The sequence below is a fragment of the Arthrobacter glacialis genome, from assembly GCF_002909415.1.
In the GTDB taxonomy this organism is placed as follows: Bacteria; Actinomycetota; Actinomycetes; order Actinomycetales; family Micrococcaceae; genus Specibacter; species Specibacter glacialis.
The window spans coordinates 25,628-43,766 of the sequence record NZ_PPXB01000012.1 but is presented as its reverse complement, the minus strand read 5'-3'; the positions used below and the strand labels follow the sequence as shown (position 1 = coordinate 43,766).

Here is an 18,139-nt window from a genome sequence, read left to right as displayed (position 1 = left end):
GGGGTCATGGCTTGGCGGAAGCAGGAGAACTGGAGACGACAGCCTGCGCGGGATCGGCGTCGAACCTCTGCGGCGAACTTGCATCAAGGGCACCCGTGCGGCGCAGGGCGCCAAACCCCAGCAGTCCGGCAGTGCCCAGAACTGTGGCCGCAGTACCGAAAATCAACACGGCCATGGTGGCGGGGACGGCCCGGCCCAAACCGCCAAGGCCCAGGGCACCCACGGAATCGCCGCCCACTTCCTGCGCCATCCACAGGGCATTGACCCGCCCCAGCAGGTGATCCGGCGTGTGGGCCTGCACCAGCGCGTATTGCAAGATGCCGCTGAGGGAACTCAGGGCCCCAAAAATGGTCAAGAGCATCAGGGCACTGGCCAGATCGCGACTGAAGCCCAGGGCGGCAAGCGAAACGAACGAGGCAATGGAGAACAACGCCATGGCCCACCCCGGGCGCCGTGCCTGGCCGATCCAGCCGCTGAACAAGGTGGCAACCACCGCCCCACAGGGAACGGCCGCATACAGGAGCCCCGTGCCCTGGGCGCCAACGCCCAACGCCACGACACCCAGCGCCGGCAGCATGATCCTGATGCCCGATGCCATGGTTTCCAAAGTGCTCAGCACCACGACAGCCCGGACAACTGGCTGCCGGTAAACAAATGCCGCACCTTGGGCGGCCGCCCGCAACGGGTGGCTGCGTGGCCCGGTCATGTCCGGTTTCAGCGATGGCAGGCCCGTCAGCAACGTGATGGTCAGTAGGGTGGCCGCGGCGGCTCCAGCATAGGTCCAGCCCACCCCGGCCGCGGCAATAATGACCCCACCCAACGCCGGCGAGGCCATGGTGCCCAGCCGCACGGTCAGCATGTTCAGGGCACCCGCGGCAGCAAGTTTGTCTCGTGGCACCAACGTTGGCGTGACCGCCATGAGCGCCGTGACGCTGAGCGCGCCGAAGAAGCCGTCCACCCCGCCCACCACGTAAATGGCAGCCACGGAGGGTTCCGACAGCCAGGCATTGACGGCCAAAACGGCAAAGCCCGTGCCACCGATCATGCGTGAGTAGAGAATGATTTTGCGCCGATCGAACCTGTCAGCCAAGTCACCGCCCACCAGCAGGCCGGCGAAAGCGCAGAGCCCTTCCACGGTGGCCGCAATGCCCACCTGGAGCGTAGATCCGGTCAGCTCAAAGATCTGCATCGGAACGGCCACGGCCAGCATGCCCAGTCCAAAGATGGAGATGGTGCGGGCCATGAAGATGCGTCTGAAGGCCGCACTGGTGCGCAGGGGGCTGGTGTCAATCACGAGCCCGGTGAAGAACCTGCTTTTGGCCGGCTCAGTCATCGTCATCTTGCTCGTGGTGGTCCAGTCCGGCTATTCCCTGCTTCCAGTAACCGTCAATATCCACATGCTCCGCCGGGATTTCCAGCACGTCACGCACATGGCGGCGGATGGGTTTGATCGCAGCAGCCTCCCCCGCCACCCAAACGAACAGGTCCCCCTCGGGCCGGACAAAGTTTTGCACTGCTTCCATCAGCGCGGCCGGGCCATGAGACGAGCGGTCCAGATACGTGACGTTGATGCCCGCACGGTCCGCTAGGGGGATGCTTTCATTCTGACGGGCAATGCTGATGAACACCTCTGCCCGGGCGCCACTGGGCAATTCCTCAATCCAGCGGGCCATCGCCGGCAGAGCCGTCTCATCACCAGCTATCAGGTAGTTTTCAAAGTCGGCCGGATAGAGGTGTGAGCCCCGCGGACCCAGCACACCCAGCGGATCACCCAGGGCTGCGTTCTGGGCCCAGCGACCGGCAACCCCGTGGTCGTGGAGCACAAAGTCGAGCGTGAGATGGCGGGCGGCGGCATCGTAGGAACGCACCGTATAGTCACGGAAAATGGGCCGGGGCCGTCCCTCAGGCATCACCAAACGGTCATCGGCCACTGTGGGCAGGTGGATCTCACCCGACTCGATTTCGGGAAATACCACCTTGACGTGATCCGAGGCCGCCAGGGGTTCAAAGGGAAACGGCTGGGCCAGATCGTTGCCGCTGAGCACAATCCGGCGCATGGCGGGCGCCAGGGTTTGAACATCCACAACCCGGAGCAGGCGGGGCACCAGGGGGTGCAGGCGCAGTTTTACTCTGGGTTCGCTGGTGGTTGGGGTGGTCATTCTGAAGCCTTTCGGTGGATGGTGCCGGGAATGTCAGCGAGTAGTTTGGCCAGCTGGGGGCCGAGCGTGGACAGGGTGTCCGGGGCCAGGATGTCTTCGTGGGCGCAATCCACGGGGTGGACCCGCAGGCTGTCCACTCGTTTGGCCCATGCGCGTTCCGGGTCGAAACCCTCCGGCACTGTTGCGGTGGCCACGAAGAGTTCGGCCCGGCCTGGGAAGTGATCCGTGCTGGCGGCGGAGAGCAGCCTGACCGAGTCCTTGTAGTTGGCAATAATCTCCGCCGTCATGGCGTCCTGCTCCGCACGGGATCCGTTGTCGCCGCCGTCGATCCCCTGCTGTTCACGCTGCGCCTCGGCGGCGATCTCCGCTTCCGCCCCGGCACCCCAGTCCTGGTCTTCCGGCGGGTAGGTGTCCAACAGCCCCAGGAACGCCACCTGCTCCCCCTCGGCGGCGAGCCGTGCGCCGATGGCCTGGGCTATGGTGCCGCCCAGCGAATAGCCCAACAGCTTGTACGGCCCGTGGGGTTGCACGGAGCGAATGCTGGTGTAATGCCGGGCGTGCACCTCTGTAAGTTCCGCAGATGTGGCGAGAGGGCCCGTGGGGCGCGGTGATTGCAGCCCAATGAGCGTCTGTTCGGGGTCCAGATACGGTGCCAGGGACCTGTACTGCCAGGCGAACCCCGACGCCGGGTGGATGCAGAACAGCGGATCGGTGCTGCCGCTGCGGAGGGGCAGGATCTCGGCAAAGGCCTCCCGGCCGTCCGAGGCGCCGGCGATCTGCCGTGCCAGGGCCTCCACGGTGCCCGTTGTCATGATGGTGCCCACGGGCACCTTGCACCCGAGCGCCCGGCCCAGCTCGGCGGCGAGCCGCATGGCCAGCAAAGAATGCCCGCCGAGGGCGAAGAAATCGTCCCCGGCACCAGTCACCGGCAAGCCCAGCACCGTGGCGAATGCAGCGGCAACAGTTTCCTCCAGCAAGCCGGCAGGTGCCCTTCCACTGGATGCTGCCAGGGTTGGGACGGGCAGGGCGTTGCGGTCCAGTTTTCCGTTGCTGGTCAGGGGCAGTGCCGCCAACACCATGAACGACGCCGGGATCATGTGTGCGGGCAGGCGCCCTGCACACTGCTCCCGGCAGAGCGAAAGCAACTCCTCCGGGCCGGCCACGCTGGCAGCCGCGCCGGGCACCACGTAGGCAACGAGGGATCTGTTGTCGGCGCCCGCCATGGCCGCCGCGCCGCCCAGGGACTTTGCGGCCACCACGGATGCCTCCACACCAGGCACAGCTGAGAGTACGGCCTCAATCTCACCGAGTTCGATGCGCTGGCCGCGGATCTTGATTTGCTCGTCGCCACGTCCCAGGTATTCGAGGTCCCCGTTAGCCAGGCGTCGCACGATGTCGCCGGTGCGGTACATGCGGGCGCCGGAGTCGAAGGGATTGGCGACGTACCTGGCTGCGGTGAGGCTCGGCCGGCCCAGATAAGCCGTGGCCAACTGCTCGCCGGCCAGGTACAGCTCCCCTGCCACTCCCGGTGGAACCTGACGCAGCGTCCCGTCCAATACATGCAATTGCGTGTTCCAGACCGGGGCGCCGATGGGCACCGAGGTGGAGACTTGCCCTGCAACAGCTTCCGCACCGGCAAAGAAGCTCACATCGATGGCCGCCTCGGTGGGCCCGTACAAATTGTGGACGGGCACGTCGAAGCGGTTCTGGGCCGCAGCGCTCAGCTCCCGCGATAGGGCCTCGCCGCTGCAGAACACCCGGCGCAGGGCCGGGAGGGCACCATCCTGGATGGAATCGGCCAGGAAGGCGGCCAGCATGGATGGCACAAAGTGCACCGTGGTGACAGCGCCGCGCCGCATCAGCGCGTGGAGCTCCGCCGGGTCCTTGTGGGCCTCGGCAGGAGCCACCAGCTGCGCGGCGCCGGCGATGAAGGGCCAGAAGAATTCCCACACAGAGACGTCAAAACTGGAGGGCGTTTTTTGAATCACCACATCGCTGGCGTCCAGCGGATGGGCGTCCTGCATCCACAACAGCCGGTTCACAATGGCGGCGTGCGGCACCACCACTCCCTTGGGCAGCCCGGTTGAGCCGGAGGTGTAGATGACGTAGGCAGGATGCGCAGGTGACAGCTCCGACGCGACTTGCGCACGCCAGCCCATGTCGGTTTCTGCGGGCTGCGCGGTAGGCTCCTCGGGTACCAGGATCTTGGTGACGGACTCGGGGAAACCAGCCGCCAGGGCCGGGGTGGTCAGCACAACTGTTGGTTCGGCGTCGGCCAGCATGTAATCCAGCCGTTCCTTGGGATAGCCGGTATCCAGGGGCAGGTAGGCGGCACCGGCCTCAATCACGGCCAGCAGCGCGATGCTCAACTGGGCGGAGCGCGGAATGCTGACAGCCACAATGTCGCCAGTGCGCACACCTGAACGGCGCAGGCGGGTGGCCAATGCCCGAACCTGGTAGCGGAGGTCGGCGTAGCTGAGGGTGGATTCACCGGCATGCAATGCCACAGCGCTGGGCACCGTGGATCCCCGCGTATCGAGCAAATCGCGCAGCGTCGCCGGTGCAACCGGGCGTCCGGTGGCGTTGAGCTTGTCAATGGCTGCCTTCTCCGCAGGCAGCAGGGAAGCGGTGGTGGCCAAGCTTTCCTTGGAAGTAGAGGTGATGCGCGCCAGAGCAGCCAGGAAGCGGGGCAGGATGGTGGAGCCGGCGGCGGCACCCAGCCTGTGCTCCACCACCACCTTGTAGCCGTCATTCTCGGGCAGAATCAGGACAGTCAGCGGGTAGTGGGTGTAGCCGCGGTTGCCCAGGCCCGTCACCACCAGCTCGGTGCCCCCTGCCTCCGCGGATTCGCCATCCTCGCCGGGATAGTTTTCCATGACAAACAGCGAGTCGAACAAGGTGCCGGTGCCGGCCAGCTGCTGAATCTCGGCCAGGCCAAGACGGGCGTGCTCACGCAGTTCCACCTGGTCAAGCTGTAGTTGCACCAGGTGCGCGGCTGGAGCCAGCGATGGGTTGAGCTGCACCCGGACGGGAACGGTGTTGGTGAACAGACCAATGACGCTGTGGCTTTGTTCGTCCTCGCGCCCGGAGACTGTGGTGCCAAAGACGACGTCGAGCTTGCCCGTCAGCTCGGAGACCATGAGGGCGTGGGCCAAGGCAAAGAGGGAATTGTGGGTCACCCCGTGCTTGAGCGCCGTGGCGGCAAGGGCCGCGTGCAACTCAGGAGCCAGCGTGGAAGCGGCTTCCAACGGCTCCCCCATGACGGCGTGAGGCACCAATGTGCCTTCCAGCAGGGCGGGTGTGGCGCCCTCAAGTGCCTGCGACCAGGCTGTCCTGTCTGCCTCCACAACGCGACGGGCGTTGGCGGCGGCCACATACATTTGCAGGGCATTGGAGGTGCCGGTGCGGCCAGTGTTGTAGCACTCCAGCAGGGCCTTGACGATCAGCGGCGTGGACCAGCCGTCCATCAGGAGGTGGTGGGCGCTGAGCAGCAACCGTGCCGAACCATCGGTCCACCACACCAGCCGGGCGGCCAGCAACGGTCCCCGCTCCACGTCAAAGGCACGTGCAGCCTCCTTGCGCTCAAGCTCGCGCGTGGCGGCCGCGGGGTCGGTGTGATCGGCAACGAGGATTTCGGCAAAGTCGATGGGTGCCCGGAACGCAGGGTGCGGTATGACTTGGACAGGTACTGCGCCGACGCCCAGGTTGAAGGAGGTGCCCAGCTGCGGGTGTGCGTCCAGCATGAGTTCCAGTGCTGCTCGCAGTCGTTCGCCGGAAACCTTCCCTTTCAGCTCCAATACCGTCACCGAACTGTAGTTGCCGCCCTGGGCGCCGAGCTGATCGTGGAACAGCAGGCCAAGCTGGAGGGGGCCCAACGGCAGCACTGCCTGTGCGGGGCCGTGGTCAGCTTCAATGCGGGCCAACGCTGCTGCGTTCAGGCCCGTGCCGGGAACATCGGCCGGCACCAGGGTTGCTGCCGCCAGCGCGGGGGTGGTCCGGGCATACTCCGCCAAAGTTGCGGCGATGCTTTCCATGGACGCGGTCACGGCTTCCGCATCCGCTGTCTGCAGCAGCCGGGCAGCCCAGGTCCACCCCAAGGCGAGCTGTTCGCCGTCGAGGAAGGCATTGAGTTCCAGCGGATGGGTCAGGGCCATGGCTCCGTCCTGGCTGACGGCAAATGCGTCGACAAAAACTGTGCCCTGTTGGACGGGGGTGAAATGGCCCGCCGCCTGCTGGAAGCGGCCAAGGTAGTTCACCAACAATGCCGGCGGATTCTGTGCGGCAGCGGCACGCAGTTCGGGTTGATTCGCCGCATCCAGGTAGCGCAGAATTCCGTAGCCCATGCCGTCTGCCGGGGTGGAGCGCACCGCCTGCTTGACCACGCGAAGCAGGGAGGCGGAATCCCCCGGGCCGTCCAGCAGCCGGTCAGCGATGCCGGCCACGTCCAGGAACAGCGGGTGTTCATCCGTGAGCCAGCCAACGGTGCGTTCCAGATCGTCAACCTCGCTGTGGCGCCCGTGGGATTCCCGGGTCAGCTGCAGGGATCGCCGGCCAAAGTGGCTGGCTACTGCCAGTGCCGTCACGGCCAGCAGGGTTTCCTCAACCGTGGCGGCGTACGCTTCCGGAAGGGTCGCCAGGATGGCTGTGGTGGCCTGGGTGCTGAGCAGGATGCGGGCAGTCCCAGCAGAGTTGTGGGTGTCCAGCGCCGGATCGAGGGACCCGCGGCCCAACGGATCCGTGCCGCCCTGCAGTTGCCGGAACCAGTGGTCCAGTTCGGAGCGGCGGGACTCCTTGTGCGCACCGAGTTGCCGGCCCCACTGGCGCAGCGAGGTTTGTTCAGCCTCGAGCCGGGGGCGCTGGTTAGCCAGCAGCATGGTGACAGCCTGCTCAAGGTCGGGCAGCAGGGTGCGCCAGGAGACGCCGTCGACCACCAAGTGGTGAATGGCGAGGACCAGCTGCCGGTTTTCTGGCTGGCTGCCGAGGAGCAGCACGGCCTGCACCATGACGCCGGTGGCCGGATCGAGGCGCAGGGCCGCCGCCGGGAACTCCGTGTCCGGGGTGGCCAAGGGCTGATCCGTGCGGTCGGCGACGGTACGGGTTGCGACGTCGGAAATCGCCTCCGGCGCCGGAATGCTCAGTTCCCCGCCGCTGATGCTTGCGCGCAGGGCCGGGTGGACGCGGAACAACTCCACCAGTGCTGCGCTGAGCAGATCTGCCGTGAGCGCCGCAGGAACCGTGACGCAGACGCCCTGAGCGTAGTGGGCGCCCAGGCCGGCAGTTTCGGCAAACCAGTGCTGGATGGGCAGTGCGTCAACAACGCCCACGTCCGCCATAGTGGGACGCTGCTGTGATTCCAGCGGGACCAAGGCTGTTGCCATGGCGGCGGGCGTCCTTTGGGTGAAGACGTCGCGGGGGCGCAGCTGGTAGCCCGCCCTGCGCGCGGCACCGCATACGGCCATGGCGGAGATGCTGTCTCCGCCCAGCATAAAGAAGTCCTCGTCGGGTCCCACGGACGGCTGGCCCACCACACTGGCCACGGCCGCGCACATCAAGGCTTCGAGGTCATTGGCCGGGTCCCTGCTGCCACCCGCCGCCCTGGCAATGGGGGCTGGGAGTGCTGCGCGGTCAACTTTTCCGTTGACCGTCAGCGGCAGCGCAGGGATCCGCACCAGCAATGCCGGCACCATGTAGTCCGGCAGGGACGCCGCCAGGAGTGTGCGCAGCTGCGCCTCTGGGGCATCCGCTCCGGCCAGCTCACTGCCGGCGGCCGGCACAAAGTAGCCAATGAGCCGGTTGGTGTGGCCCAATTCTTCGGCAATGACCACGGTGGAAACCACGTTGGGCATGCGGCCCAGGGCGTTCTCCACCTCGCCCAGCTCCACCCTGTGCCCGCGCACCTTGACCTGGTCATCGACGCGGCTGAGGTAGTCGATTTGGCCGTCGCGCTGCCAACGGGCCAAGTCCCCTGTGCGGTACATGCGCCCGCCGGATCCGAACGGGTCGGCAACAAAACGTGAGGCCGTCAACCCGGGGCGGCCCAAATAGCCGCGGGCCAGGCCGTCCCCGGCAATGTACAGCTCCCCAACAACCCCCACGGGCACCTGGCGCAGCCGCTCATCGAGGATGTACGCCCGGGTGTTGCCGATGGGGCGGCCCACCACGGGGTGGACGGAATCGGCAACGGATGCCCCCAGCGTGTCCACGGAGTATTCGGTGGGGCCATAGAAGTTGTGGCTGTGCGTGCCGGTGTTGCTGTGGGCGCGCAGGGCAGTCCAGAACGACGCCGAGGCGGCCTCCCCGCCAAAGAGGATCAGGGCCGGGTGGTGCTCCCCCGGTGCCAGCAACCCGCATTCGAGCAACTGCGATCCCAGGGACGGAGTGACATCGATGGCGTCGATGCGATCGGCCCGGACCAGGTCCACAATGGCCTGCGGGTCCCGGCGCTGTTCATCGTCCAGCACGTGCAGCTGGTGGCCCAAATACATCCAGATCAATTGCTCCCAGGAGGAATCGAAGGAGAATGACGCGCTGTGGGCTGCCCGGACTCGACGGCCTGCGAGCGCTTCCACTGTTTCTCCGAAGACACCTGCTTCATGGCTGGCGATCAGGTTGGACAGCCCGGTGTGGGGTGTCATGACACCTTTGGGCTTTCCGGTGGAACCGGAGGTGTAAATGATGTAGGCCAGGTCGGCGGGGGTGACGGGGCGCAGCCGTTCGGCTTGTTGGATGGCGCCGCCGGTTTCCCGTGAGATGACTTCCCGGTTGGCCGGGGAATCGATGGTGACCACGTGTCCGTTGAAGGGCAGCGTGGATTGGAGTTCGCAGGTGGTGATAAGGACCTGGGGTGCGGCGTCCCCGAGCATGTACGCAAGGCGCTCACCGGGGTAGTCCAGGTCCAGGGGCAGGTAGGCGGCGCCCGCGGTGAGCACAGCGGCGATGCTCACCACTGTGTCCATGGAGCGTGGGAGTGCGACGGCGACCACCTGGCCTGGTCCGACGCCGCGGTTGATGAGGTGCCTGGCCAATGCGTTGGAGCGCTGGCCCAGTTCGGCGAAGCTCAGGGAGTCCTCGCCTGCCACAAGGGCCGTGTCCGGGCCCTGCCGGGACACCAGTAGGTCCAGGCGCTCCATGACAGTGGGGGTGACTGTTCCTGTTGAGGCGCCCAGGTCGGGTCCTGTGCCCCATTCCCCGGCAATGGTGCCGAGTTCACTGGTCAAGGGAAGCACAGCCATTGCGGGGTTGACGTCATCGCTGGCTGCGAGCGCCGTGATCCAGGCGTGCAGGCGTTCGCCGTGAAGTGTAAGGTCAGCGCCTGTGTACCGGGCCGGGGCGGCTTCGAATTCGACGACAATGGCGCCGTGCTCCTTGTAGACGGCGAATTCCAGGTCATCGACGGGTCCTGCGGACAGGTGGTGGGTGGAAAGCGTGACTCCGGGCAGTTCGAACATGTATTCGAAGATCTTGAGATTGAGTACCGGGCCGTGGAGGGCAGAGTCACTGCCTACCAGTCCGGCGTCGCGGCGAATCTGTTCGGCGCCGTAGCGGCTGTGACCGCGGACTGCGCCCATGGCTGCCGCCGTTGCTGCGGCCAGCCGGCCCAGGGACAGATCGTGTGGGAGGTGAAGCCGCAGTGGCATCACGGCAACGACGGGTCCGGCTGCTCGCAGGGCTGCCGTTCCCATGCGCCCCATGAACGGAATGCCCAGCACTACCTCGGAGGCATTGCCCATCCGCGCCAGGTAAGTGGCAATGGCTGTGGTCAGTACATCGGCCCAGCTGACCCTGTGAGCAGCGGCGATGCGCGAAAGCCTGGCAGTGAGGGCAGCATCTAGGCTGATTTCGCTGCGCCGGGCTTGCCCTTGCGCTGCGGTCAGTGATTCGGGGACTGCCAAGGTCAACGCCGTTGGCAGCTCTGCGCAGTAATCGCGCCAGAAAGCAGCATCCGCCTCCTCGGCGTCGGAGCCCCGGTAGCTGGCCTCTGCCGCACACACCTCCGCAAAGGAAGTGAAGGCAGGTGCCGGTTCGGGTGTGCCTTGAACCAGAGACGCGTAGTGGGCACCGATGTGCCGGGTGATGGCGCTGAAGCTGTAACCATCCACCAGGATGTGGTGGTAGCGCTGGTACCAGAACCAACGGCTCTCCCCCACCCGCAGCAGCAATTGCCGGTACAGGGCATCCGCCCCGGTCAGCGATACTGCCGTACCAAGGTCTGCGCCCATCAGCTCATGGGCGGCAGCCTCTCCGTCGGGACCGTTGGAGCGCAGGTCAATGACTTCCAGGACCTCAGGGTTGTTGTGCTCTTGCCATTGCATTGGTGCTCCCGCTACTTCACCGAAGCGGAAAGCCAAGGTGTCCGCCGACTGCAGGCCTCGGTGTACGGCCTCGGCCAGCGCCGCGGAGTCCAGCTCGCCGTCGATCTGGGCATAACGGGCAACGTTGTAACTATTACTCTGCTCCCCCTCTAGCTGATGGGCATACCAAATGCCCGGTTGAGCACCAGCCAGGGGCAGCAGGGTGGGGGCATCCAGTGGTTGCTGGTGCTGGGCAAGGGTGGGCGATGACGGCATGGAAGTTCCTGTCGGTAAAGAGTGGGCTAGGACGCGCTGGAGCGGGCGTGCTCGCGCAGGCTCAACGGCCGCAGGTCGCTCCACTGCCGCTCGATGTACTCGGTGCAGGAGGTGCGTGAATCCGGCCCAAAAATGATGTGCCACCCCATGGGCACGGGCACGAACTCCGGCCACAGGCTTTGTTGCTGCTCCAGATTGCTCAGCACCAGGAACACGCCCTCTTCGTGGTCAAAGGGATTGCTGGGCGCGCTCATGCGTTGACCCCCACTGTGGTCAGTTCTGATGTGGCCGGTTCCAGAGCCTTGGCCCATTCGTGCACAGTGGCTGCGCCGGCCAGCACCTCAAAGGAAGCTGCCAAACCATCCGCGCGCAGGGTTTCCACCAGATCCATGATTCTGATGGAGTCCAGGCCCAACTCCATCAGGTCGTCATGGTCGCCAATGCTGGCTGCGTCCACATACATGAGCTCGGCAACGTATGCCCTCACTCGCTCTCTGACGTTGACGACGGCGCTCGCAGCCAGCGCCTGCCTCTGGGCCCAAGTGGCAACCAGGGACTCCGTTGGCGTGACAACACCACAGCGTCCAGCCACCCAGGCCAGCGCCTGGGCGTGGTGGTCGGCGCTAAAGTCGGCAACGGCGTCGGACACCAGGAACGCCTGGAAGTCATTCATAAAGGCGTCGGCAGCTGAAACCTGGCAGCCAATGTGGGCGTAGACGCCTGTGATGATCAGTTGGTCCCGGCCAGTTGCCCGCAGGGTCTCGGCCAGGTCGGAGCGCTGGAAGGCCGAATAGCGCCACTTGGTCAGCACCGTGTCCCCGGGCTGCGGTGCCAGCTCGTCAATGATGCGGGCGCCGTCTTCATTGGCCCCGATCCCGGGACCCCAAAAGTCATTCAACAGGGCCCTGTCCGCGGGCTGCTGGTGGGCGGGCTGTGCGGTGTAGTACACGGGTATGGAGAGTTTCCGGGCCAACGTGATGAGCGTGGCAACGTTGGCCACCAAGGTGGTGGCTGGCTCCTGGCCTGCGCCGAACGGACGCAGGAAGTGCTTTTGCATGTCATGGACCAACAGGGCAGACCGGCTGGGGTCAGAAACCCACGGCACAGCTGGTTGGGGCAGCTGCCCGGCGGTGGGCATGGTGTAAGCAATACTCGGGGGAAGTTCGTTGTGCATGAGAAATCCTTTGTTGGGGGGGGTGTTAGGCGCTTGGGGTGAGCTGATCTTTGAGGGTGCGTCGCAGCTCTGCCCGGCTGTTCTTGCCCACACCTGTCACGGGGAACGCCGCCACAACGTGGACCCGGTCAGGTATTTTGTGGGCGGCCACTCCCCGGCCGCGAATGAACGCATGAACATCAGCCCGTGAGGGTGGTGGTCCGTCGGCCACGATGACGGCGCAGGAGATTTCGCCCAGGAACTTGTCCGGGACGGCCACTACGGCTGCATCGAAAACGTTGGGGTGCGCCAGCAGGTGGTCCTCGACCTCTTCGGCGGAGATCTTCTCCCCGCCCCGGTTGATCTGGTCCTTGCTGCGCCCCTCCACCACCAGGTGTCCGCTGGGAAGTTGGCGGGCAATGTCGCCCGTGCGGTAGTAGCCATCGGGGGTGAATGCCGTGCTGTTGTGTTCGGGAGCCTTGTAGTAGCCGCGGATGGTGTACGGGCCACGGGTCAGCAGATGCCCGGGCTCGCCCGGTGCCACGGGGTTGCCTGAGTCGTCAAGAATCAGCACCTCATCATCGGCACTCATGGGGCGCCCCTGGGTTTCTGCCACAGTGAACGCGTCGTCATCGGCCCGGGTGTAGCAGACAAGGCCCTCCGCCATGCCAAAGACCTGCTGCAGACGCACCCCCAGAACCTTTTGAAGCTCGACGGCGGCACCCGGCAGGAACTTGGCGCCACCCACGGCAATGGTGTCCAAACTGCTCAAATTGGCTGTGCTGTTCTGGGCCGCACGCGTCCACGCCAGCGCCAGGGGAGGAACCAGCGGCACGTGCGTCACTCTTTCCTGCTCAATGAGGGCAAAGGCAAGCTCGGGAGCACCGTGGGCCGCCAGCACCACCCGCCCACCGGCCATCAGCGCGCCCAGGAACCCCGGTGAACTCATGGGGAAATTGTGCGCAGCCGGCAACACCAGCAGCAGCACGGTGGCACTGTTGTATCGGCACACTTCAACACTTTGGCGTACCGAGTAGAGGTAATCGTCATGACTGCGCGGTATGAGCTTGGGCGTGCCCGTGGTGCCACCGGACAGCTGCAGGAATGCCAGCTCGGAAGTGTCCACCTCCGGGGCAGCGCGGGGGCTCACGGCACCGAGCCGCATCACTTGGGCCAGCTCCAGCTGGGAGGTGCGCGGGGCGCCGTCGATCATCACCATCAGGCCCCCGGGAATGCCCTGGGCCAGAACTGCGGCCATGTCTCTGAAATCAAAGCCGTCATGAACGGCCGGGCCAATGTAGGCCACGGGATCCGCCTGCGCGGCAATGGCGGAGAGTTCGCTGATCCTGTGGGCCGGCAGCAGGTAGACGGGGATAGCTCCTGCCCGCATGAGAGCCAGGGCAGTCACCACAAAGGAGACACGGTTGGGCAGCTGCAGAAGTACCCTGTCGCGTGGGCGAATCCCCTGCGCCGCAAAACCCGCGGCCAGCTCGGCAACTCGGCGCTCCAACTCGCCATAGCTGACACGCTCGGCGACATCCACCAGCGCAATGGCATCAGGACGCCCCACGGCATGGGCGGCAGCGATGGTGTCCAGGCGCTCGCCGGTCCAATAGCCGCGCTGGCGGTAGTCATCGGCATTCGTTTGCGGCCACGCGACGGTTCCCGGCGTTCTCACGGCTGGGTCACGCCCAGACCGGCCAGAATGGTGCGGAACTTGGCCTCGGTCTCGGCAAGTTCCAATTCCGGATCACTGCCGGGGACAATGCCGGCCCCCGCGTGCACACGCAAATCATCATTGGAGACGTCGGCACAGCGAATGCTCACTGCCCATTCGCCATCCCCGGCGGCATCCATCCAGCCCACGGCGCCGGCATAAAAGCCCCGGTTGCTTTCCTCCAGCTCCTCAATCAGATCGCACGCCATCTGGGTTGGCCAGCCGCATACGGCGGGTGTGGGGTGCAGGGCAAAAGCCAGGTCCAGGGACGTGGTTTCGGGATCCTTGAGCCGTCCGGAAATTTTGCTGGACAGGTGCCACATTGAACCGGTGCGCACCAGCTCCGGAGCCGCCGGGACCTGCAAGTTGATACACAAGGGGTTGAGGACTTCCGCCACCATCTCCACCACAATGGCGTGTTCACGCAAGTCCTTGGCGGACTCCAACAACGCGGCGGCGTTCGCCAAATCTTGCACCGGATCAGCACAGCGGGGAACGGAGCCGGCCAGCGGGTTGCTCAAGGCCATGGTGCCGTTGCGGCGGATCAACAGTTCCGGACTGGCACCCACCAGGGTGCGCCCCTCTGGCAAGGGTGCGGCAAAAACGTAGGCTGTTGGGTTCTGCCTGATTAACCGGGCCAGCAGCTGATTAATGTCCAGGGGCTTCGGCAAGGTGGTGCTGCGGGAACGGGCCAACACCACTTTTTGCAGGCCGTCAGCTGTGAACTTGGTCAACGCCTTGGCCACGGCAGCTGTGTAGTGCGGATCCGGGGCATTGGGCGCCATGGCTGTGCGGCGGTCATTTCCGGTACCCGCTGCATTTGCTGCCCGGCCCTCACCGGACGGGGCCAGGCGGGGGCCGCGCAGGGTTGAATCCATGACCACAAACTCACCACTGCCGCCGGGGGCGAACGGCAGGACCCCCGCGATGGCAGAGCGCCGCCCGGTGGCTGCAAAGAATTCGGCCAGTTCCTGGCGACTATTCTGGGCGCCCATGCGAAGTCGGCTGCCGCCACGGCCCAGGATGCTTCCGGCGGTGCCGGACATGAGGAAGTCCCCTTGCCTGTATTCGGCCAGCGGGTCGCGCAGCCACTCGGAGGCTGGGATTGAATAGTCTGCTTCTTGCAAAGTCATGAGATGCCTTTCCTTGAAAATTTCGCGACGTTCACGCACGCAGCGTTGCGCCGCCGTCAACGTAGATGTCCTGCATGGTGATGTGCCGGGCCTGCTCCGAGAGGAGAAAAACTGCTGCGTTGGCAATGTCTTCGGGTTGGGCCATTCGGCCCAGGGGGATGCCAACACGGAATTGGGCCAGGTCGCCGGTGAGCACTGACTGCTCACCGGCGACCTGGTCATCACCCCAAAAGTCACGTTGCATGGCGGTGTTGGTGGAACCCGGGCACACCGTGTTGGCGCGAATACCATGGGGGGCCAGCTCCAGGCCAACGCAACGCAGCAGGGCGGCGGCTGCCGCCTTTGATGCGGAATACAGGGGCATGGATGCCCGCGGCACACCGGCGGCGTTGGAACCTATCAGCACCAGGGCCCTGTTGGCACCCGTGCTGTCCATGAGTAGCCGTGCCGCTGAGGTGACAATCAGGAACGTGCCGTCGGCATTGACGGCCATGGTGCGCCGCCAAGCATCAATTCCGGCGCTCAGGGCCGATCCCGTGGCCAACACGCCTGCCGCATGGATCACCGCACCCAGAGGTTCGGGGCGTTCGGCAATGAGCGAGAACAGAATGTCAACAGACACCGGGTCGCTGACGTCCGTGGGAACGGCGATGATGCGCCGGCCCGTGAGATCCTTGGCCAGCTCAGCCAATCCCGGCATATCCAGGTCAGCCAGCACCAGCACATCCGCCGGATGATTCTCCTGGTGGACGGCCCAGGCGCAGGCCCGGCCAATGCCGCTTGCTGCTCCTGTCACGAGCACTACTTTTGGGGACTCCATGGTCTTGGCCTCGCTGATTTCTGTCGGCACCCGTTACTTTCGGGCAAGTGAACAGAAGCGAGCATAGCCTTACCTAAGTTCTTTAAGTCATATTTTCCTGACGTTATTTCTTTTTTGATGCTTGACAGGCGCAAACAACAAGCGATAGTGCAGCTACTGCGTGCGTCAGCTCCAATTACCACCTTCCCGGCCCTTGAATGTCCCGCAATTTGGCGGTTCTTGCGGACCATTCGCGCTCGGCGGTCACTTTCATGACCACCCCAACAACAGGGCTCCGGGGGTGACACAAGTCCAAAATACGTCACTGAAACTCCCAGAATGTGAAACATCTCACTTTTCGAAGGCGTGGCCGGTTCTAGGAAATAGTTCGCCTCCTGCCATTAAGGCGGCGAGGTCCGCAGTCTTCTTAGGTTAGGCTTACCAACGCTGCACCCGCCCGCGGTCGCAACTACGCACCCACAAGCCCCAAGAAATGAGAACCACCATGATGCCCCCTGCCGGATGCGGCGCCTAGAGGTGTTTCAATCCCGACACAAGCGCGCCCCAGTCACCACCATGGCCTGGGCCCTATGCCTGTTCCTGCTGCTCCTCTTGAGCCTGCTCAGCCTGTCCACCGGCAGCCGCCCCATTGCGCCGGCCGACACCTGGAACGCCATCACCGCTTTCAATCCCGCTGAAAGCACCCACTTGTTGGTCGTTGAGCTGCGACTCCCCCGCACCATCCTGGCCATCACGGTAGGTGCCGCCTTGGCCTTGGCCGGCGCGCTCATGCAGGCGCTGACCCGCAACCCCTTGGCGGAGCCGGGAATCCTGGGCATCAACGCCGGCGCTGCCGCAGCCGTAGCTGTGGGGCTTGCCTTCTTCGGCGCAACGTCCCCTGCCCAGTACATGTGGTTTGGTTTTGCCGGGGCAGCGGCGGCATCTTTGGTGGTCTATGCCCTGGGCCGTGCCCACGACGCTGGCAACAACCCCATTCGGCTGGTTTTAGCCGGTGCGGGACTCAGCGTCATGCTGGGCTCGTTCACGGGCATCATCATCCTGGCCGGTGATTCACGCCGCTTGCGCAACTTTGTCAATTGGGCCAGCGGGTCCCTTCAGGGCCGCGGCTACGACGTTGTCCCGTGGGTAGTGGGAGCCTGCTTAGTGGCCCTCATCATGGGGCTCGCCACGGCCAGGAGCCTGGATTCGCTCTCACTCGGCAACGACCTAGGCAACGCGCTCGGGCTGAAAATGCGCACCACCTGGCTGCTGGGAACAGGCGCCATCTTGTTACTGGCCGGTGCGGCCACCGCAGCCGCCGGCCCGATCGGGTTTCTCGGCCTGGCGGCACCCCACATGGCACGCATGCTGGTGGGGCCCAACCACAGCAGGCTCCTGCCCTTCTCGATGATCCTTGGCGCCATCCTGCTGCTGCTGGCAGATATTCTGGGACGCTTCATTGCGGCACCGGGGGAACTCAGCGCCGGAGTAATGAGCGCTGTCATTGGGGCGCCGGTGTTCATCGCCCTGGCCCGACGACGAAAGCTGGTGGAGCTGTGAGCATCACCAAACCCCCGCTCAGGGTGCAAATGCGCAGCCTGCCCCGCAACCGCACTGTGTCGGTGGGGCTGGCGATAGCCGCCGCCACGGTCCTGCTGGCACTGGTGGCCATGCAGACGGGCACCATCTCCTTGTCGTTTTCCGAGGTGATGGCTGCCGTCTTTGGATTATCCGATGACCCCAAGGCCACCCTGGTCATCCAACGTATCCGGCTGCCCCGCACTGTGACGGCCATTGGTGTGGGCCTTTGCCTGGGCGCAGCAGGGGCAACCTTCCAGTCCATCTCCCGCAACGCGCTGGGCTCCCCCGACATCATCGGTTTCACCACGGGTGCCGCCACCGGCGCGGTGGCCCAAATCATCCTCTTCAACGCCGGCCCCGTTGCCACAGCCCTAGCCGCCATTGCCGGTGGCTTGCTTGCCGCCGCCGTGGTGTATCTGCTATCAGTGCGCGGCGGTGTGAGCGGTGGCTACCGTCTGGTCCTGGTCGGGATTGGTGTTGGCGCACTTCTGGCGGCCGTGAACACTGTCCTGCTCAGCAAGGGCGATGAAGACTTGGCCGCCCAAGCCCAAATGTGGCTCTCCGGGTCTTTGGCCGGGCGAAGCTGGGACCACGCCATCCCCGTCATGCTGGCCGTCGCGTTCTTGCTGCCGGTCCTGCTGATCCAGGGCCGCAGTCTGGGCCTTTTGGAGATGGGCGACGACGTGGCTCGCGCCTTGGGCGTGCGGGTCGAGGCGAGCCGGCTGACTTCCATGGCGGCCGCCGTCGGACTGACAGCAGTGGCAACGGCGGCAGTGGGGCCCATAGCCTTCGTAGCGTTGGCGGCACCACAACTTGCTGCCCGCCTGACCCGTTCCGTGCACGTCCCCATGGGCACCGGCGCCCTGATGGGGGCTGCCCTGCTGGTGGCCTGCGATCTGCTCACCCAGCGTCTGCCGTTGCAGGCGCACGTCCCGATCGGCCTGATGACGGGTCTGGTGGGCGGCTGCTACCTGCTCTGGCTGGTCACCCGCAGTAAACAAATCTAATCCTCTCAACCACTGAAACTTCT

General features: G+C 65.2%; 10 protein-coding genes. 2 read left to right on the top strand and 8 right to left on the bottom strand.

Features of this window, described 5'->3' with window-relative positions; genetic code table 11:
• Positions 1-4: 4 nt before the first annotated feature.
• Genes entS through CVS28_RS14185 form a run of 8 tightly spaced genes read right to left on the bottom strand, consistent with a single transcriptional unit; the run spans position 5 to position 15,525 of the window.
• Positions 5-1,339 carry an enterobactin transporter EntS gene (entS, locus tag CVS28_RS14220; RefSeq protein WP_207797218.1) on the bottom strand — a complete coding sequence of 445 codons (1,335 nt, stop codon included), beginning with the start codon at positions 1,337-1,339 and terminating at the stop codon, positions 5-7.
• Positions 1,326-2,159 carry a siderophore-interacting protein gene (locus tag CVS28_RS14215; protein ID WP_103481949.1) on the bottom strand — a complete coding sequence of 278 codons (834 nt, stop codon included), beginning with the start codon at positions 2,157-2,159 and terminating at the stop codon, positions 1,326-1,328. Before CVS28_RS14215 ends, entS begins: the two co-directional genes overlap by 14 nt.
• Entirely contained in the window at positions 2,156-10,726 is an 8,571-nt protein-coding gene (locus tag CVS28_RS14210) for an amino acid adenylation domain-containing protein (protein ID WP_103481948.1), read from the bottom strand. The genes CVS28_RS14215 and CVS28_RS14210 overlap by 4 nt, the downstream gene beginning before the upstream one ends.
• 26 nt (positions 10,727-10,752) lie before the next feature.
• On the bottom strand, positions 10,753-10,980 hold the full coding sequence (locus tag CVS28_RS14205) for an MbtH family protein (protein ID WP_103481947.1): 228 nt from the start codon (positions 10,978-10,980) through the stop codon (positions 10,753-10,755).
• Complete coding sequence (locus CVS28_RS14200; RefSeq protein WP_207797217.1) at positions 10,977-11,900, bottom strand: isochorismatase family protein; 924 nt, start codon at positions 11,898-11,900, stop codon at positions 10,977-10,979. The genes CVS28_RS14205 and CVS28_RS14200 overlap by 4 nt, the downstream gene beginning before the upstream one ends.
• A gap of 25 nt (positions 11,901-11,925) precedes the next feature.
• A complete protein-coding gene (locus tag CVS28_RS14195) occupies positions 11,926-13,557 on the bottom strand; it encodes a (2,3-dihydroxybenzoyl)adenylate synthase (protein WP_103481946.1) in 1,632 nt (543 codons plus the stop codon).
• Positions 13,554-14,729, bottom strand: coding sequence for an isochorismate synthase (locus CVS28_RS14190; RefSeq protein ID WP_103481945.1), 1,176 nt, complete (start codon positions 14,727-14,729; stop codon positions 13,554-13,556). Before CVS28_RS14190 ends, CVS28_RS14195 begins: the two co-directional genes overlap by 4 nt.
• Before the next feature lie 31 nt (positions 14,730-14,760).
• Complete coding sequence (locus CVS28_RS14185; protein ID WP_207767566.1) at positions 14,761-15,525, bottom strand: SDR family oxidoreductase; 765 nt, start codon at positions 15,523-15,525, stop codon at positions 14,761-14,763.
• Between the two features lie 579 nt (positions 15,526-16,104).
• On the opposite strand from CVS28_RS14185, the gene CVS28_RS14180 reads away from it, so the two are divergent.
• Both CVS28_RS14180 and CVS28_RS14175 read left to right on the top strand, forming a co-directional pair.
• Positions 16,105-17,088 (top strand): FecCD family ABC transporter permease, encoded by a 984-nt coding sequence (locus CVS28_RS14180; protein WP_103481999.1) that lies wholly within the window; start codon positions 16,105-16,107, stop codon positions 17,086-17,088.
• Positions 17,085-18,116, top strand: coding sequence for a FecCD family ABC transporter permease (locus CVS28_RS14175; RefSeq protein WP_243399902.1), 1,032 nt, complete (start codon positions 17,085-17,087; stop codon positions 18,114-18,116). The genes CVS28_RS14180 and CVS28_RS14175 overlap by 4 nt, the downstream gene beginning before the upstream one ends.
• Positions 18,117-18,139 lie beyond the last annotated feature (23 nt).

Bases quoted from the DNA above. Each gene is read 5' to 3' on its own strand.
- CVS28_RS14210 (WP_103481948.1), bottom strand. From the start codon at position 10,726: ATGCCGTCATCGCCCACCCTTGCCCAGCACCAGCAACCACTGGATGCC.
- CVS28_RS14190 (WP_103481945.1), bottom strand. From the start codon at position 14,729: ATGACTTTGCAAGAAGCAGACTATTCAATCCCAGCCTCCGAGTGGCTG.
- CVS28_RS14180 (WP_103481999.1), top strand. From the start codon at position 16,105: ATGGCCTGGGCCCTATGCCTGTTCCTGCTGCTCCTCTTGAGCCTGCTC.
- CVS28_RS14205 (WP_103481947.1), bottom strand. From the start codon at position 10,980: ATGAGCGCGCCCAGCAATCCCTTTGACCACGAAGAGGGCGTGTTCCTG.
- entS (WP_207797218.1), bottom strand. From the start codon at position 1,339: ATGACGATGACTGAGCCGGCCAAAAGCAGGTTCTTCACCGGGCTCGTG.
- CVS28_RS14200 (WP_207797217.1), bottom strand. From the start codon at position 11,900: ATGCACAACGAACTTCCCCCGAGTATTGCTTACACCATGCCCACCGCC.
- CVS28_RS14215 (WP_103481949.1), bottom strand. From the start codon at position 2,159: ATGACCACCCCAACCACCAGCGAACCCAGAGTAAAACTGCGCCTGCAC.